The organism is Desulfovibrio sp. 1188_IL3213, from assembly GCF_036763145.1.
GTDB lineage: Bacteria > Desulfobacterota > Desulfovibrionia > Desulfovibrionales > Desulfovibrionaceae > Desulfovibrio.
Genome location: NZ_JBAIYR010000007.1, coordinates 1 through 17,592 on the forward strand (window position 1 = coordinate 1; position 17,592 = coordinate 17,592).

Here is a 17,592-nt window from a genome sequence, read left to right on the forward strand (position 1 = left end):
ATTTGTTGACTCGCAGTTGCCAGACCGCGAGATTTTTTAACAAATCAAAAGGAGTTTTACTCACTTGGGCAAAGCTATAAGCTTTTTAGAACCCCCCGCCTAGCGGGGGGTTTTCTAGTTACAAAAAACGCTGGGAAGAGTCTTCCCAGCGTTACATGTTTGCGAAGGCCCGGCAAGCAGGGGCCAGCCATAAAAACCGCTGCCTGTCATGGCTTTTCGCCATTCCACCCTGCTTCGCGTTTTCGCTTCAGCCCTGTTTTTGCAAAAGGGCCTGTAAGGATTGCACGTCAGGACACAGCCAGTCGGCCTCAGCCGCTTTCAGCTCCGCCTCAGAGCCATATCCGTATAAAACCGCAGCGCACGGCATGCCCACCTCATGCGCGCCGGCCACATCGTACTTGCGATCCCCGACCATCAGGCAGGATGCAGAAGGAATAACGCCCAGCCGGTCACAGGCATAGCGCAGCACTGCGGTTTTGTTGTTACGAGGGCCGTTAAATTCCGCTCCGGCCACACAAGAAAAGCAGCGCGCGATGTCGAAATGCTCCACAATACGCAGGGCAAAAGGCTCGGGCTTGGAAGTGGCGAGCGCCAGAATGCGCCCCTCTTCCGCCAGCGTGTGCAAAAGATCGTATACGCCGTCATAAAGACGGTTTTCAAAAATGCCCTGGTCTGTGTAATATTCTCTGTATTTACGGATAACACCTTCCACTTTTTCCGGATCGTTGGGAAAAAGTTTGGAAAAAGAATCGCGCAAGGGAGGCCCGATAAAAGGAATCAGGCTTTCCCGAGTCATGGAAACGCCAAAATATTTCAGGGCGTATTGCACAGAGTTGATTATGCCGACTTCAGAATCCGTAATGGTTCCATCCAGATCAAAAAAAACAGGATTAAAATTCAAGAAAGCCTCCTTGGGCGGACAACCGGGCTGCCCTTCTGTCGCAAAGGCCGCCCCGTATTCGGGGCGGCCTTGCACATATGAATCAAGACGCGCGCATTCCGTTAAGGAATGTCGGTAAGCATCGGTATTTCCTTGGAAGACGTGATGGACACAGAGTGTTTTATCTCGGCCTTTCCATCGCCGGGTACTTCTATGTTCCACAACAGCATGTGCTCATCAGGCACCTGCTGCGATGCCGGTGAATCGTTATACGAGACAGACACGCCCTGATCCACGATCATCGGCATGGGGCGCTCCACGCGCACGGTAATGGCATCCTTGTGCAGGTTGGTGAGCACATATGTCCATGCCCAGGTCCAGGTGCGGCTTTTTTCGATAAAACCGCTTTCACCACGCCGCTTGCTGTTCACAATCACATTCACGTGTACACGGGGATCAGGCCCGAAATACAGGGTTGCTTCTCCGCCGCGCGGCGTGAAAAATCCCTGTCCGACGCCCTGGCCGTCCACGCTGAATTCAGCCGAGCCGTCCGGCCAGGACTGTTCCGGCGGCAAGCTGTATTTGCCCATAAGCCACACACGGCTGTCGCCCACCCTGGGGCGAACCAACCACTGCAAAGGCGTTTTCCACGTGTCTTCCACAATGAGCAGCCGCGAACGCCCTTCAGGCAGGCCGCGCACTGCCAGGTTCCAGCGGGCAAAAACAGCGCTGCCGTCGTGTTCCACCAGAGGTTTCGCAAGCGCAACATCCGCCTGGGCCGACATCACCGTAGCTTCCCGGGTCATAGCGCGCAGCGGGGCCGCAGGCTGAGGAATCGGGGCTTGAGAGTCGACGACCCATTTGCGCAGGTTCGCCGGTTCACGCGGGCCTTCGCCGCGTGAAATAAGGGTGAGTTGCGTGTTGCTCCAATCAATGCCGGAAAGCTGCCATATTTCAGCCATAAGCCGCACAGAAGTTTCATTGCTCTTGCTGTTTCCGGTTTTGGCATCAAAGCTGTAAACAGGGCGCCAGCCGCAGTTGTTCAGTTGATAGCTGTAGGCCACTTTCAACTGCTTGGCCGCCACAGGTTTGCGCAGGGCAATGGTGATGCGCTGCCCCATTTCCGGGCTTAGCGGCATCAGGTCCAGCTGCTTGCGAAGCACATCGACCAGGCTTTCGAGGTTGGCCCGTTCAATGACCAGTTCGGGAATGGCACTGCCCTGCCTTTTTTCCCTTTGCGTCAGATCCTGATACGAGCTGCTGCTGGGCGGAGTTTCCCACAGGGCCAGTTGCGCCTTGACGGCAGCAAGCTTGCCGCTGGCCTGATTTATTTCAGCGTTCAGGTCCGCCCGAAGTTGGGCCAGGTGACCTCTGCGCTCCAGCGACTGGGGCGTGGAAGTCCAGCGGGCAATGGTGTGGCCGGGAACACTGATCTGGAGATTTTCCGCATCGCCGGGCAGCACAAAGCTCAGGATGCCCATGTCGTCATCCATAAGGACAGGCAGGGTTTCTTCAACCTGCACCGATCCGCCCGAGGGCGAAAGTATGGCTGAGATGGGACTTGCTGGAGAAGTGGGAGCAATGGAGGCGGAAGAGGTTTTTTCCTGGGCTGCCCAGGCGCTGCCTGCTGTCATGAGTGCCAGCACCAGGGCCAGCAGGACAGCTTTTATGCCTGGTGCGGCGGCATCGTTACGAATTTTAATTTGCGATTTTACTTTTGTATGCATCTGCCCTCCGGAGCGGTCAGCCCCCGCGCCGGGCGATCCGACGCGGGGGCAGCACTCATCGTGTCAGTTTGCGGAACTTGAGGCGGTGTGGCGTATCGGCATCCTTGCCGAGACGCTTTTTACGATCTTCCTCATAATCCGAATAATTGCCTTCAACAAAAATCACGCCGGCCTCATCTTCAAAAGCCATGATGTGGGTAGCCACCCTGTCGAGAAACCAGCGGTCATGGCTGATTACCAGCACGCAGCCCGCAAAGTTGTCCAGGGCGTCTTCAAGAGCGCGCATGGTGTTGACGTCAATATCGTTTGTGGGTTCGTCAAGCAGCAGAACGTTGGCCCCGGATTTCAGCATGCGGGCCAGATGCAGACGGTTACGCTCTCCACCGGAAAGCACATCCACTTTTTTCTGCTGATCAGCGCCGTGGAAGTTGAAACGGGTGCAGTAAGCGCGCGCGTTTACCTCACGGTTGCCGAGCTTGATGGTTTCGGCCCCGTCACTGATAAGCTCGTAGACGGTTTTACCCGGGGTCAGGGATTCGCGTCCCTGATCCACATAGGCAAACTGTACGGTTTCACCAACCTTGAGCGTGCCGGTGTCAGGCTTTTCCAGCCCCACCAGCATCTTGAACAGGGTGGTCTTGCCCGCGCCGTTGGGGCCGACAATGCCCACAATGGCTCCGGGAGGAATCAGCGCATTGGCCCCGTCCATAAGCATTCTGTCGCCCAGGGATTTGCCAAGGCTGCTCAGCTCGATCACGCTTTTGCCAAGGCGCGGTCCCGGAGGAATATAGATTTCAAGGTCGGGCGCGCGTTTTTCACTTTCGTGCGAAAGCATGGCCTCGTAAGCGTTGAGGCGGGCCTTGCCCTTGGCGTGGCGGCCCTTGGGCGACATGCGCACCCACTCCAGTTCGCGCTGCAGGGTCTTCTGCCTTTCGGCTTCGCTTCGCTCTTCAGTGGCAAGACGCTTCTGCTTCTGCTCAAGCCAGGAAGAATAGTTGCCCTTCCAGGGAATGCCCCGGCCCCGGTCAAGCTCAAGAATCCACCCCGCCACATTGTCGAGAAAGTAGCGGTCGTGCGTGACGGCGATAACAGTGCCGGGGAACGTGGAAAGATAGCGCTCAAGCCAGGCTACCGATTCCGCATCCAGATGGTTGGTCGGTTCGTCGAGCAGCAGGATGTCGGGATTTTGGAGCAACAGGCGGCACAGGGCCACGCGGCGGCGCTCACCGCCGGAAATCTGCTGCACGGGCATATCACCGGGGGGGCAGCGCAGGGCGTCCATGGCCATTTCAAGGCGCGAGTCCAGATCCCAGATGTTTTTGGCATCCATGAGTTCCTGTACCTCAGCCTGCCGCGCAATGAGCGCGTCCATCTCGTCCGGCTCCATCGGTTCGGCAAATTTGGCATTGATTTCTTCAAACTGCCGGGCAATGGCCGTGAGTTCGCTTACGCCGTCCTCAACCACCTCGCGCACGGTGCGCGTTTCGTGGGCAAGCGGTTCCTGCTCCAGATAACCGATGGTGTAACCAGGGGCCAGAACGGTCTTGCCGTCAAAGGACTGGTCCACACCAGCCAGAATTCTCAGCAGGCTGGATTTGCCCGCGCCGTTCAAACCAAGCACGCCGATTTTGGCTCCATAAAAATAGGAGAGGGAAATGTCTTTCAGCACTTCCTTCTGCCCGTGGCGCTTGGTCACGCGGATCATGGAATAAATAATCTTGTCCGGTTCGTTGCTCATGATGCTCCTCAAAATTTGGTGACGTTTTCGCCTTGGCAAAGGTGCGGTGCGAAAACGCGCGCCAAATGGGCGCGCTCCTAACGACACAGAGTATCCGCTTGGAGCAGCTTTTTCAAGTGAGATGCATGCCGGACATTTGGCGCGCACACCGTATAAATCACTGCCAACTCATTATTGATAGTAAGTTTTTATCCATGCCCTTGCCATCCGCACGCCAGTCTGACAGTATGCCGATGTCCGCACACTACGCCTCAGGCGGAGGAAAAACAGACTTGCTGCGCCTTGCAATCATCATCAGCGCCGGCCTCACGCGCTATATGGGCCTTGTGGTCATTGCCTGTTCCGCTCTGGCCCTCTGGCGGCCCGAGCTTTTCCGGTGGGTAGCCCCATACGTCACCCCGCTTCTCGGACTCATCATGTTTGGCATGGGCATGACCCTGCGCGTGGGAGACTTCAACCATGTGCTGGCGCGGCCACGGCATATCGCTCTGGGCATAGTAGCCCAGTTTGCCCTGATGGCCCTGCTGGCCTTTGTTTTTTGCCATGTCTGCTCTCTGCCGCCGGACATGGCTATGGGTCTCATCCTCGTTGGCACGGCCCCTGGTGGAACCGCCTCCAATGTCATGGCCTATATCGCCAGGGCCGATGTCCCCTACGCTGTGACGCTCACATCCCTGGGTACGTTTCTTGCTCTTCTGCTCATGCCCGCCCTGACATGGCTTCTTGGCGGCGTGTGGATACCTGTGGATGTGGGCGGTCTTGTGCTTTCCATCAGCAAGATAGTGGTGGCTCCCGTCCTTATGGGGCTTGCGGCGCACCGTTTTTGCGGCGGGCTGACCCGTCGCGCCCTGCCCTTTTTGCCCCTGCTTTCCGCCCTGACCATCACTCTTGTGGTGGCTGGCATTCTGGCTATAAATGCCGCGAGCATCCTGAAGGCCGGCCTGGACATTTTTATGGCTGTCATCTGTCTTAACCTTGCCGGCCTTGCCCTGGGCAGCCTGCTGGCCCGTCTTTTCCGGCTTGACCGAAGCACCGGCCGCGCCCTGTGCCTGGCAGTCGGCACTAAAAATTCCGGCCTTGCCACCGCGCTTGCGCTGACACATTTTTCGCCTGCGGCAGCCATCGCGGGCGCCCTTTACAGCGTGTGGCAGAATATTTCAGGGGCGCTGCTTTCCAACTTTTTTCATACCCGCCCAACAGATATTATCCCAAACAAGGAATTATAATGGACTTCCGCTTTTTTCCCGTGCTTGGCGGCACCACCCTTGTGGCCGGCACGGCCATAGGCGCCGGCATGCTGGCCTTGCCGATGGCCTCGGCCGGAATGTGGTTTTCGTGGTCAATCGGGCTGATGCTGATCTCCTGGATTATCATGCTGCGCTCAAGCCAGGCCCTTCTGGAAGTGAGCATGCACTTTGAACCCGGACACAGCTTTCATACTATGGTGCGGGAATTGCTGGGGCCAAAGTGGAGCCTTGTGAATGGCTTTGCCGTTGCCTTTGTGCTCTATACCCTGGTGTATGCCTACGTGAGCGGGGGCGGGTCCATTATTGAGCAAAGCATCACCTCCATAACCGGCGCAGCGCCGCCAAGGCTGATCAACAGCCTGGTGTTCGCCCTGCTGCTCACGGTCTTTATCTGGTGGAGTTCCGAAGCGGTCGACAAATTTTCCATTTTGCTTGTGGGCGGCATGGTCATTTCCTACTTTATTTCCGTCAGTGGCATGATAACGCACCTGCGCGTGGATACGCTGCTGGATCGCAATGGCAGCGGCGGAGAAATGATCTTCCTGTGGGGAGCCGTTTCAACCTATCTGACATCCTTCTGTTTTCACGCTTCTGTGCCGAGTCTTGTCAAATATATGGGCAAGGAGCCGCGCACCATTGATGCAAGCCTGCGCTACGGCACAATAGTGGCCCTGGTCTGTTATGTCTCCTGGCTGGTTGCCGCGGACGGCAACATTTCACGGGCGGACTTCAAAGGCGTTATTGAAGCGGGCGGCAACGTTGGCGACCTTATGGCCGCAGCGGGCAACAACCTGAGCAGTTTTCTGGTGTTGCGAATGCTTGAGGGTTTTTCACTTCTGGCTGTTTCAACCTCTTTTCTGGGAGCGGGTCTGGGGCTTTTTGACTATATGGCCGACCTGTGCAATTTTGACAACAGCCGCTCGGGAAGAACCAAGACCCTGCTTGTGACCTTTGCGCCACCCATTCTGGGGGGGCTTATCTGGCCTGACGGCTTTTTACCCGCCATCGGCTGGGCGGGGCTGGCATCGGCATTCTGGGCAGTTATCATACCGGCCCTTTTGCTCAGCAGCAGCCGGAAGCGCTACGGCAAGTCCGCGTACACGACGCCGGGCGGCCGTCTGACCGTACCCCTGCTGCTGGCATACGGCTGCTTTGTCGCTGTTTGCCATACACTTTTTGTCTTTAACCTGTTACCCATGTACCGCTGAAAGGAGCAATCATGAACAAGGAAGTCATCAGCACAGACAAGGCTCCTGCCGCCGTTGGCCCATACAGCCAGGCCATCAGGACGGGCAATCTCATATTTCTTTCCGGTCAGGTTCCCATTGATCCCGCAACCGGCAAACTGGTGGAAGGCGATGCCGCCGCCCAGGCCGTCCAGTGCTGCAAAAATGTGCAGGCCATTCTCGAATCACAGGGTTTGACCACTGCAAACATTGTGAAAACAACGGTCTTTATTACCGACATCAAAACCTTCGGTGCGGTAAACGAAGTGTACCAGCAGTATTTCAGCGCTCCCTGCCCCGCGCGCTCCTGCGTGGAAGTCAGCGCCCTGCCGCTGGGCGCCAAGGTGGAGATCGAATCCATCGCGGCAATATAAACATACGACATTTCCGACAGAACGGTGGAAAAATGCGAAGCAACGCTTTTTCCACCGTTTTTTCGTGGGCGTTGCGATGGTCACGCTCAGGCTTCTCCGGCAGTTTTTTCTTGCCATTTTGACCTGTTTACAAAATAGTGAGATATTAGAAAATAACCGAACCACCTGATCAAAAGGCAGAACCATGAAGCGGTGGCATTGGAATGCCAAGGGCCTTTCCGCCCTGGACAAACAGCAGAACCTTCTGCAGCACAGTCTGGCGGTCTGGCCGCGCAGGGGAAAAACCCTGCTGGAGGTCAATTGCGGCCAAGGGATACTTTCGCCCTTGCTGTGGGAATGCGGTTTTGACCTCACAGCAACAGAACTGCGTCCGGAACTGCGGACGCGGGCCGCTGCCGTCATGGGCAGCCGGGCGGAAATAACCGCCGCCGCAGATGACCACCTGCCTTTTGAGGACAGCTCATTTGACGGAGTTGTGCTCCACCTCTCCGGCGGTGATAAAAAGAAAATGGAAGTCGCCGTGCGTGAAGCCTTGCGCGTCACTTCCGGCGGACTTGCCGTTACCTTCTGGAACAGCGCCTCTCTTGCGTACCTGCTGCACTGCCTTCAAGGCCGAAAAGACCCCTGGCCGGGGCCTGTATACTCGTGGTGGCGCGTCTGGCGCATGCTCAAAGAAATGGGGGGCGGCAAAACCTGCGGCATGAGCACTCTTGCCGGGCCGCGCTGCCTCTGGAACAGTTCCTGCTCACTGGGCGGCTGCATTCGCAAGCTGCCCCTTCCTCTGGGTGCATGGTGCGTTGTCCGCCTTGATCTTGGCCCTGCGCGCCCCGTAACGCCTTTGCCTCTCAAAATCAAAGGACAGCGCCTGCGCAGACCGGAACCGGCGCTGGAATATGGTTCAAAAAATTCCCTGAATTCTCAGTGAATTAGAAAATATCGGGTGCGTCATGAACTTCCCTGATCTTTCCCGGCTGATTTCCTTTGTACGCCAGCATGTTCTTGCGTTTGCCGCGGGCATACTGATCGTGATTGCCGTGGTGCTGCTGTTCAGCGGCTGGCGGTATTACCAGTTCCGTCAGTCCAGTCTTTACGCCTATGAAGAGCTGCGTGACGCCCTGAAAGGTGCCCAGACAAATAATCTTGCCGAAATGGTGGACTTCAACGCTCTTTCCCGGCAGTTGGCGGCCAGCCTCGCGCGAAGCTATCCTTTTCTCAAGGCGGGGCCTGATCAGGAGCGCCAGATCAGCGACATGATACAAACCGCCCTGCTCAAGCAGCTGCGTTCCAAGCAGGAGGCCGCCAAGGAAGAGCCGGACCTGAAAACACGGCTAATGACTCCGCTTTATGCCCTGCCTTCAGACTTTCTGGAGCAGCTTGCCAAAACCATTCACCTGCAAACTTCCAGCGAGGGTACGGCCCTGCTGACGGCCAAAATACGCCACCCTCTGCTGGATAAAAACTTCTCGCTGATCCTGCGCATGGACAAAACCGCCGAAGGCTGGATCGTGCGCAACCTGGTGAACGGGCCGGAACTTACGCGCCAGTTTCGCGAAGCGCAGGTAGAACGCATGCGCGGGCAGCGGCAGGTGATCGTTGACAAAAACACACAGACAGAGCGGCGCATCAGGGATATTTTCCCCATTCAGTCCTGCTCGGCGGATGCCGGACTGCTTTCAGACGGCAGCACCCTGCTTGTGGTGGTGCGCGCACTTGCGCGGGACATCGGCACAGTGGGGGTCAACAACATGAACCTGTCTGTGGCAATCGCCGATGCTTCTGGCAACACCCTGTTAAGCCGCAACCTGAATGCCGTACAGCCCGTCCGTCCGGGCGAAGACTTCAAGCGCAGCTGGACCATTGAACTGGACGGACACAGCGAACTCGGCCGACTCTTATTGCAGGGCCAACCCCTGAAATGCACGGCTGCATGGAAAACCCTCGGGCTGGACAACGGCGAGGTGCTGCACATTTCGGACACTCCCGAACCTATCGAAGAATTTCAATAGTTGCGGCACACTATTGACACAAATATGGCTTTTCTCTCCGCTGCTTCTGTGCCATAATACGCGGCGTCGCCCAGCTTGGTCAGGGCAAAAAATTTTTCGTCATGGCTGCCGGTAAACAGGGCGGCCCGTATCGGCCACCTGTTTCATTGCGCCGCGCCCGCAAGGCCGGAAATACCGGCTGCCAAGACGCGCTTTGCAGGCAAGTTCCAGCAAAACGGCCAGGCCATGCCGACCGTTTCCATCGTCAACTTTGAAGGAGCCGCCACATGTCGGGCCTCAGCCGATCCATCCACCTTACGGTGCACATTCACAAAGATCCGGCCGCCATGGCCGAACGCGCCGCACATATTCTTGCCGCCGCCTGCGAAGAGGCTGTTGCCGAAAGGGGTGTCTTCCGCATCGCCCTGTCCGGCGGGCAGACCCCCATTCCTCTTTTCCGGCTGCTTGCCGGTGACGACTGGGCCGACCGGCTGCCCTGGGACAAGATAAGCATTTTCTGGGTGGACGAACGCTGTGTGGGGCCGGAACATACCGACAGCAACTACGGCCTCGCCCGCAGAGAACTTCTCAGCCACGTCCCGGCCACACATTTCTACCGCATGCGCGGTGACGAAGACCCCGTAAAGGCTGCCATCAAGTATGAAGGGCAGCTCCGTGCAGAATTCGATCTGGGTCCGCAGGACATCCCCCGCTTCGACTTCATGCTGCTCGGCATGGGAGAAGACGGGCATACCGGCTCCATTTTTCCTCATTCGCCCGCCCTTGCGGAAAAAAAGCGACTGGTCATTGACCAGTATGTTCCGGAACGCAAAGCTGACCGGCTCACCCTTACCCTGCCGGTCATCAATAACGCCCGCTGCTGCATGTTCCTTGTAACCGGGGCCGAAAAGCATGATGTGCTTTCCCGTGCTCTCAACCTGCTGGCTCCGCCCACGCTGCCCGCCCAGATGGTGCGGCCCGGCTTTGGCGACCTTGTGTGGGTCGTGGACGAAGCTGCGGCCACCGGCGTATAGGCCAAAGCAAAATCAGACGCCAGCCGTCTGAGGGCAAGTCGGCTTCAGGCGCTGCCCCAAGGGTTTGCGCAGGTGACAGCAATGTCATCTATTTGGCTCTTGCGCCTGTAGTGACCATCATTACAATTTGAACATATTTAATTATCAAAAGTAAAACCGCTCCAGCCGACAAAGCGGCCGCTGATGCCGCTTTTTACTCAAAACCACATCCGCCACTGGCTTTTATGCGGCGCTGGTTTTTACAGAGATGAAACCTGCCGGACACAGCACACTCCGCATATAAAAAGCAATCGACCGGCTTTTCCCGTAATCAGAGGGAAAAGCCGGTCGGAACATTTTGCGCCGCTGTACGTTCTTCGCGGAATTTTCCGCGCGTGAACTTCATCCGGCGTCAGGATGCTGCCCAGACTCTTTGCTACTGTAAAGCTTTAAGGATAGCGGCAGCAGACACGGACGAAAGGGCCTGCCCGTCCACAATCACTGCAGGCAGGCTTTTTATGCCGTAATACCTGCTTATTTGCTCAGCCTGATAAAGGTTAACGTTACCGGCATCATAACAATACTTTGCCACGTTCAGCTCCTGGCTCGCCGGAACCGGTGGCTGCAGGCGGGAAAGATAGGCATAGTGGATGGGGTAGTCCGTGTTTCTGACGGTAGCGTCATATTCATTCTGGAACGGCACAGCGCGCCCACGGGTGCTTTTCTGCTCGGCCTTGACCTTGTTCCACTGCCCCAAAGCATATGTCAGATACGGCATGGCCTGCCCTGGACGAGAATGGGTAATCCAGATCGCCAGCCCCATAAGATCCGTGCCGTAATATTCCTTGCTGTTGGCAAAAACAGCAATTTTGCACTGCTGCGGGGAAAGGGACCGGCTGGCATCAACAACGGCCTGCCAGACCTTTTCGCTCTGCGGCGCGGCAAAATCAAGCAGCACAAGGACTTCGTGCGGCGCCGTGGGATTGCCGAAAACCACAGGATAAACTTCATGTTTCCACTGAGGGCGATGCGCAGCTTCGCCTTCGATGGTAGGAACACTGCCCCCCATTTTCTGAAGCATGGCCGCGCCCTCGGCCGTGGCCGAACGCATGTTCGGCATATCCCGGTGCATATGCGGGTTATACTGGTTTGTATTGCCGTTCTGCGCCGTCGGCGGCAGATTTACCGCTGGCCCGGCAGCAGGCCCGCCGCTTCCGGCCCCACAGCCCACAAGCAACATGGCCGCACACAGCATGGTCACTAACAATGCGCGCATAAATCACCTCATACAGATTCAAAACAGGACTGGGCGGCATCCTCCAGATGACGCAACCATATCTCAGCAAAACCGGCGTATTCCGCCGTACCTTTCAACACAGGCACACACTGGCGTCCTTGCGACTCCACACGACTGCGCCATGATTGACTGTCCTGCCCGGCCATATCCTTGAGAGCATGGTTGCCGACCACAGAAAGCAGCGGCATAAGCCATACTCTCTCAGAAGAAAGACGGGGCAAAATATCCTCAAGCAGCACAGCTCCGTTCATGGCTCCCACATGTACGCGGGCATCAAGGCCGTAAACGGCATCCGCCAGGTCGGCGTAACGGGCCACGGCCTCGTGCTCCGCGCCGTGTCCCATAAAAATAACATCTTCTTGAGCGGTGCGCCCGGCCGGCAGGTGGTTCACGCAGGCGCGGGCCGCAGCTTTCAGGTCATCGGCAGATGCCAGCATGGGAGCGCCGACATCACAGCGCAGACCACTCTGGGCCGCCACTTCGTCCACAGCCGCGCACACTTCACCGTGCTCGCGACCGGATATGGTTTGAAGAGGCTGTACCGCCACATGGGTAAAGCGTTCCAGGCTGAGACGCCGCAAAGCCTTGCGGACAGAGTCGCTTTTTTGTCTGGCCCGGGCCAGACGCTCCCGCAACAGCAGCGAAGTATACGCCCAGCGCACCGGCACCCCTGGGTAACGCTGACGCACAAGCGCATCAAAACCCTTGAGGGCGTTCTGCCCCTGGGGGCTGCTTGCGCCAAAAGCCACCAATAATATTGCTCGTCTCATACGGCTGATTTGTACGTTACTTGCAGCATGGTGGCAAGAAGGCAGTCTCCAGATGTGGAAAGGCGGCCTCTGTATTGACCAGCATGGCTCACAACGATACAGTGCCAGCATTATGGGACGTACGCTTCTTTGGGGAGGCGTGTGCCGTCCCGGGAGGTTCAGATGGCAAAGGCGCTGATTCTGGGAGGCGCAACCGGTCTGCTGGGGCAGGCCCTTGTTCGTGTGCTTACGGCAAAAGGCTGGCAAGTGGCGACCCTGGGCAGGCAGGACGGTAATGTGATGGATTTTGATTTTTTGCAGTCGCGCTTGCGCAAGGCAGACGCGGATGTGGTTTTTAACGCGGTTGGTTTTACAGCCGTTGACGCAGCCGAGGACGATCCCGACGGAGCTTGCGAGGCAAACCGTGCATTGCCCGATGCGCTGGCGCATATCCTCAAAACCCTCGGCAGCGGGCATCTGGTTCACTACAGCACTGACTTTGTTTTTCAGGGGCAAGGCGAAACGCCCCTGACAGAAGAAGACGAGCCGCACCCTCTGTCGGTCTACGGCAGCACCAAACTAGAGGGCGAGCAGGCCGTGTTGCGCGAATTGCCCGAGCGCTCCTGTGTGCTGCGCACGGCATGGCTTTTCGGCCCCGGCCGCAAAAATTTTGTGGACACCATCGTGGCAGCCTGTGAAAGACGAGATACCATCAACGTGGTTCACGACCAGATCGGCTCCCCCACATACAGTATGGATCTGGCGCAATGGAGCGCCGCACTGGCCGAAAAAAGCGCCACAGGACTCTGGCACGCCGTCAACAGCGGCCAGGCCAGTTGGTGCGAACTGGCCTGCGAATCCATCAACCTCGCGGCCACTTCCTGCCGGGTCATGCCCATTGATTCGGCCCAATGGCCGCAAAAAGCGCGAAGGCCGGAATTTTCCGTGCTGGACAACAGCAAGCTGGGAACCTTTCTGGGCAAAAAACCACGCCCCTGGCCCCAGGCCCTGCGCGACTATATCTTCAGCGACTACCTGCCTTCTCACCGCAAGGAGAAAGACAAGCATTGACTCCATGCCAGCAGACCATGTCCCCCCTGCCGAACACCAGACGAAAGGCCACGGCAGACAGCCGCGCCAGTAACGCAGGCGGCCTGCATGCAAACGTCTGCGGCCCGATGCGAAAAGCGGGGCGCTGCGCTGTGCGCCGTGCGGGCATGTTTGCTCTTATGGCTTTGATGCTGCTCCCCCTGTGCGCTCTGCTGCTCCCTGCCGAAAGTCAGGCCCGGCCCAGGAGTATGGAGGATCTGGCGGCAATTTCAGGCAAGCTGGTGGAAACGGGCGTCAGTTACGGGGCCATTCCATCGCTGTACAGGCCACGCTATGACCGCACTCTGGACGCTGACCTCAATACCAGCGCCGACGAAGTCGTTTTCGTGGTCATGCTGCCCGGTGGCCCTCGCATCTACCTGCAGCGCTATATGGTCTGGCATCAGGTTGTCAACGAACTCATTGATGACGTGGCCTACACCATCACCTACTGCCCCACCACCGGCACACTCATGGCCTACAATGCCTCCATGGGTGGCCTCAATCTTATTTTTGACGTAGAAGGCCGCCTTTATGACGGCAACAGTGTGCTTATTGACAGAAATTCCGGCAGCCTCTGGCTTCAGGAAACAGGCATGGCCTTTGAAGGCCCCCTTATGGGCAGAGGGCTGCCGACCATTCCTGTCTTCTGGACATCCTGGGGGGCTGCGCGCAGCGTTTTTCCCCAGGCATCGGTCATGGCAAAACCCGCGGGAAATCGCCCCTACGGGCGCGACCCTTACGGTAGCTACCAGCGCAAAGATACCTACTATGACAACGACAGGCTCATCTACCCTGTGGAACGCCTGGACAGACGTTTCCCGCGCAAGACCCACATGCTTTGCCTGGAGTATGAAAATTATCTGCTGGCCCTTGATGTGGCCTATGTGAAGAAAAAAGGGACAGTAAATTTTTTCGTGGGCCCGCATGCCCTGCTGGCCGCTCATGATCCACATCTGGATGTAGTGCGCGTGTTCAACCGGCAGATATGGGCCGAGCCTTTTCTGTTTGTGAGCCGCTACGGCAAACTGATGGATTTGAAAACACGGAGCATATGGGACCCGGCCACCGGAAAAGCCCTGGAAGGCAATATGAAAGGGGCCGCCATGCCCGAATATTTCGGAGGCTATTCCATGTGGTTTGCCTGGTACAGCATCAATCCCGAAACGCTTACCGTTCCCGGCCCTGGCGAAGTGCCGGAAAACCTGCTTTCGCCTGATGCCCCTGGACAAGACAGCGCAGCCCCCGGCTCTGCTGTCGCTCCAGCCGCCCTGGCACTTCCGGCAAACCTTTGACCGGCACACTGCCGTCTGCCAAGCTGTGCTTGCCCCAGGTTCTGAGAACAACGCAAATCCCCGCGCCCGCGCACAACAACTGACGGTTCGCGTCAGAAACACCCGCCATTGCCTACTGGAACGCCGCGCGCAGCCCTTACCCTGCACATGCGTCATTAGAGCAGATTAACTTTGAGAATATACATTCTCAAAGTTTAAGGCACGCTCACTTCGGCGTTTAACCGCGCAGATAAACTGCGCTTACGCCTCCGTAGCGAACGTCTGCTCACGCAGCCGTCCGAGCAATTTAAAAGTTAAATTGCTCTAGCGCAGCTGTAGCGCAGCATCAGCCTAGAGCAGACTAACTTTAAGAACCCATTCTCAAAGTTTACTTCGGCACTTAACAGCGCAATAAATTGCGCTTACTCACGCAGTCGCCAGAACAATTGCAGAGCAAACACGCCCTAATCTTTCCGGTTTTCTCCGGTGATGCCAAATTCAATGGGTATTTTTATATAAAAAATACCGAGCCGCTCTTCTTCAATTTTTGCGAACAAGAGTTCCGCCTGTGCCGGATTCACAGCCATAGTCACTTCCACAGGCTGTTCACCCATTTCAAAAAAATGGGCCGAGTAGTACTTGCCGTTCCGCCCGTAGCCTCCCTGTGCCGCTGCCACAGTGGCCCCCTTGATTCCCACCGCCCTGGCCTGCTGAAGCAGCCATTCCGCAAGGCTTAACATGCCGTGAACACGCCCCTGCTGCGTAAAAAATGTAAGCTGATAGCCGTGCATCATGACCTCCTAGAGCAGATTAACTTTGAAATGCTTCATATTTCAAAGTGTTCATTCAGCCTAAAAGTGCGATTTTCGGCTGAATCCACGCCACATTGTGGCGCGCTGCACTTTCGTGCAGCGTTAGAGCATTTACACTTTTTCAAAGTTAAAATGCTCTAGCGAAAGCAGGATCGTAAAAAAGCGAACGTTCCCATGCCGAGCAACATCATTATCAGTGAGCCGCCAACGTGCAGTGCAATGGCAGCCACGGCCGTCATGACGCGCTGCCCCTGCAGCAGGGCGCCGATTTCTGCCGTAAACGTTGAAAAAGTCGTCAGACCACCAAGAAATCCGGTGATGACAAGCAGCCGCATCTCCGGCCCCACGGTGGGCAGCGCGTTGAAAACGCTGACAGCTACACCTATAAGGTAGCCGCCAAGCAGATTAGCCGCCAGTGTTCCCAGAGGTATGGGAAGAAAAACGGCATTCAGCATGACTCCCAGGAACCAGCGTAAAACGGCCCCGCAAGACGCCCCGATACTTATGAGGACAAGGGTCTTAAGCATATATTCTCCCTCTGTCACCGCTTGTGCGCAGGAACAACAAGTATTTTCAGAAGAGCAGCCGCCAATGCGGAGCACAATCCCGAAAAAATAAAGGCTGTGGCAGGAGATATTTCCTGGTATAGAAAACCAAAAATCACCGAAGCCGGTAAAAGCAGCAAGCCCGCGGCAAGATTAAACCAGCCAAAAGCGGAGCCACGCCGCCCTTCCGGCACGAGGTCGGCAACAAAGGCCTTTTCGACGCCTTCAGCAGCACCCATAAAAAGCCCATAAAAGCCGAACAGCCACAAAAGCACGGCCATGTTGTCACCAGAGTTGCTCATACCCAGATAAAAAAGGGCATAGGCCAGATAGCCGCCAAAAAGTACGGGCATACGCCCCACTCTGTCTGAAAGCGCAGACAACGGTACTGAAAACAGCATGGCTATGGCGGATACCGCCGCCCACAGCAGAGGAATCATCTCTGTTGCAATGCCCAGATCTTTTGCCCGCAGCAAAAGAAACATGTTGGATGAATTGCCGAGCGTGAAAATCCCCACCACCACAAGATAGCGCTTAAATACCGGCGGCATGCCACTCAAGCGCCAATCAAAGGCTGCGGTTTCTTTTTGCCGCGCCACAGCCGGTTCACGCAAGGCCAGCGAAAGCGCAAGACAGATAACGGCCGGAAGCAAAGCCCATAAAAAAACGTGTTGCAGCGGCACTTCCCTGGCAAGCAAGGCAAAGGCCAACAACGGCCCGATGACTGCCCCCGCATTGTCCAGGGCCCGATGAAGGCCGAAAGCCAAGCCGCACTGCTCCGGAGCGGCGCAGGAGGCCAAAAGAGCATCCCTTGGCGAAGTGCGCAAGCCCTTGCCGACCCGGTCAGCAAAGCGAATACACAAAACCCCGGCCCAGCTTCCCGAAAAAGCTATCAGGGGTCTGGAAAAACCAGCAAGACTGTAGCCCAGCACAATCCAGGGCTTTGTGGTGCGAGTCTTATCCACAAGCACCCCTGAAAAAAGTTTGAGAAGGCTCGACGCGGCTTCGGCAACCCCCTCGATAATCCCCAGCGCCCTCGGCCCTGCCATAAGAACGGAAGAGACATAGAGCGGGACAACGGGGTACAGCATTTCACTGGCGCTGTCATTGCACAGGCTGATGAGGCCGATAAGCCAGATATTCTTGGGCAGTCTCAAAAGAGCCGCTATCATAAACATATCCCCGGCGGATTGTTGGGCGCCGACAAAAAACCGGAAACAAAAAAGGCAGCCACATCATGGTGTGGTTGCCTGAAAATAGTCTACCAACACCTTTCAAGGTCTGGTAGGAGTCATCAGCGAACGCGGTTCAAGGGGAACTCCATCCCCTGTCAAATGCATACGCCCGGCAAAGCCAAAAGTAAATTTTTATTTACCGCAGCAGGGGCCGCGCGAATTTGGAGGTAACTTCGTTACGTGGATTGACTATAACGCAAAATGGTGTTAACCAATAATCGTTATTACATAGCAAAACACTTTAGCTGCTAACCTTGGCTAAAGTTCTTTCCACAATGTCGCGCTAAAAAACAGGCGACATGGGGTCAGGCGTCTCCCGCATATCTGGCCTCGGGCAGTCAATCTGCCCCCTTCCATAATCCATCCCGCCTTCTTTTGAATCGGCCACGCAGTTCATCGTA

Annotated in this window: 16 protein-coding genes and 1 riboswitch; of the genes, 8 read left to right on the forward strand and 8 right to left on the reverse strand. The window is 56.6% G+C overall.

Translation table 11 applies throughout. From position 1 onward, the window contains the following. Window positions 1-247: 247 nt before the first annotated feature. From V6C16_RS01065 to ettA, 3 genes are all read right to left on the reverse strand, one after another. Window positions 248-901, reverse strand: a complete 654-nt coding sequence (locus V6C16_RS01065) for an HAD-IA family hydrolase (protein WP_333535176.1) — start codon at window positions 899-901, stop codon at window positions 248-250. Window positions 902-1,002: 101 nt separating this feature from the next. Further along, window positions 1,003-2,607 carry a DUF4139 domain-containing protein gene (locus V6C16_RS01070; protein WP_333535177.1) on the reverse strand — a complete coding sequence of 535 codons (1,605 nt, stop codon included), beginning with the start codon at window positions 2,605-2,607 and terminating at the stop codon, window positions 1,003-1,005. A 55-nt stretch (window positions 2,608-2,662) separates the two neighbouring features. Further along, entirely contained in the window at window positions 2,663-4,345 is a 1,683-nt protein-coding gene (gene ettA / locus V6C16_RS01075) for an energy-dependent translational throttle protein EttA (protein WP_333535178.1), read from the reverse strand. 272 nt (window positions 4,346-4,617) lie between these two features. Between ettA and V6C16_RS01080 the strand changes: the two genes are divergently transcribed. The 6 genes from V6C16_RS01080 (at window position 4,618) to pgl (ending at window position 10,211) form a co-directional block, all read left to right on the forward strand. Continuing rightward, complete coding sequence (locus V6C16_RS01080) at window positions 4,618-5,571, forward strand: bile acid:sodium symporter family protein (RefSeq protein WP_333535179.1); 954 nt, start codon at window positions 4,618-4,620, stop codon at window positions 5,569-5,571. Further along, window positions 5,571-6,800, forward strand: a complete 1,230-nt coding sequence (locus V6C16_RS01085) for an aromatic amino acid transport family protein (protein ID WP_333535180.1) — start codon at window positions 5,571-5,573, stop codon at window positions 6,798-6,800. Before V6C16_RS01080 ends, V6C16_RS01085 begins: the two co-directional genes overlap by 1 nt. A gap of 11 nt (window positions 6,801-6,811) precedes the next feature. Next, the gene (locus V6C16_RS01090) at window positions 6,812-7,192 is read left to right on the forward strand and encodes a RidA family protein (RefSeq protein WP_333535181.1); all 381 of its coding nucleotides are present in this window, start codon (window positions 6,812-6,814) and stop codon (window positions 7,190-7,192) included. A gap of 184 nt (window positions 7,193-7,376) precedes the next feature. Beyond that, the gene (locus tag V6C16_RS01095) at window positions 7,377-8,117 is read left to right on the forward strand and encodes a class I SAM-dependent methyltransferase (protein WP_333535182.1); all 741 of its coding nucleotides are present in this window, start codon (window positions 7,377-7,379) and stop codon (window positions 8,115-8,117) included. Window positions 8,118-8,139: 22 nt separating this feature from the next. Beyond that, window positions 8,140-9,198, forward strand: coding sequence for a translation initiation factor IF-2 (locus V6C16_RS01100; protein WP_333535183.1), 1,059 nt, complete (start codon window positions 8,140-8,142; stop codon window positions 9,196-9,198). 266 nt (window positions 9,199-9,464) lie between these two features. Then, complete coding sequence (gene pgl / locus V6C16_RS01105) at window positions 9,465-10,211, forward strand: 6-phosphogluconolactonase (RefSeq protein ID WP_333535184.1); 747 nt, start codon at window positions 9,465-9,467, stop codon at window positions 10,209-10,211. Window positions 10,212-10,626: 415 nt separating this feature from the next. On the opposite strand, the gene V6C16_RS01110 is transcribed toward pgl, so the two are convergent. Beyond that, the gene (locus V6C16_RS01110) at window positions 10,627-11,466 is read right to left on the reverse strand and encodes a hypothetical protein (RefSeq protein WP_333535185.1); all 840 of its coding nucleotides are present in this window, start codon (window positions 11,464-11,466) and stop codon (window positions 10,627-10,629) included. A gap of 8 nt (window positions 11,467-11,474) precedes the next feature. Continuing rightward, on the reverse strand, window positions 11,475-12,239 hold the full coding sequence (locus V6C16_RS01115) for a sirohydrochlorin cobaltochelatase (RefSeq protein WP_333542725.1): 765 nt from the start codon (window positions 12,237-12,239) through the stop codon (window positions 11,475-11,477). A gap of 180 nt (window positions 12,240-12,419) precedes the next feature. On the opposite strand from V6C16_RS01115, the gene rfbD reads away from it, so the two are divergent. Next, on the forward strand, window positions 12,420-13,307 hold the full coding sequence (rfbD, locus tag V6C16_RS01120) for a dTDP-4-dehydrorhamnose reductase (protein WP_333535522.1): 888 nt from the start codon (window positions 12,420-12,422) through the stop codon (window positions 13,305-13,307). 227 nt (window positions 13,308-13,534) lie between these two features. Further along, entirely contained in the window at window positions 13,535-14,620 is a 1,086-nt protein-coding gene (locus V6C16_RS01125; protein ID WP_333542726.1) for a DUF3179 domain-containing protein, read from the forward strand. A gap of 443 nt (window positions 14,621-15,063) precedes the next feature. On the opposite strand, the gene V6C16_RS01130 is transcribed toward V6C16_RS01125, so the two are convergent. The 3 genes from V6C16_RS01130 to V6C16_RS01140 form a co-directional block, all read right to left on the reverse strand. After that, complete coding sequence (locus V6C16_RS01130; RefSeq protein ID WP_333535773.1) at window positions 15,064-15,393, reverse strand: DUF190 domain-containing protein; 330 nt, start codon at window positions 15,391-15,393, stop codon at window positions 15,064-15,066. A 155-nt stretch (window positions 15,394-15,548) separates the two neighbouring features. Then, window positions 15,549-15,938 carry a fluoride efflux transporter CrcB gene (gene crcB, locus V6C16_RS01135; RefSeq protein ID WP_333535775.1) on the reverse strand — a complete coding sequence of 130 codons (390 nt, stop codon included), beginning with the start codon at window positions 15,936-15,938 and terminating at the stop codon, window positions 15,549-15,551. Window positions 15,939-15,952: 14 nt separating this feature from the next. Beyond that, on the reverse strand, window positions 15,953-17,128 hold the full coding sequence (locus V6C16_RS01140) for an MFS transporter (RefSeq protein ID WP_333535776.1): 1,176 nt from the start codon (window positions 17,126-17,128) through the stop codon (window positions 15,953-15,955). Between the two features lie 106 nt (window positions 17,129-17,234). Next, a riboswitch (Fluoride riboswitch) is annotated at window positions 17,235-17,293 on the reverse strand. Window positions 17,294-17,592: the final 299 nt, after the last annotated feature.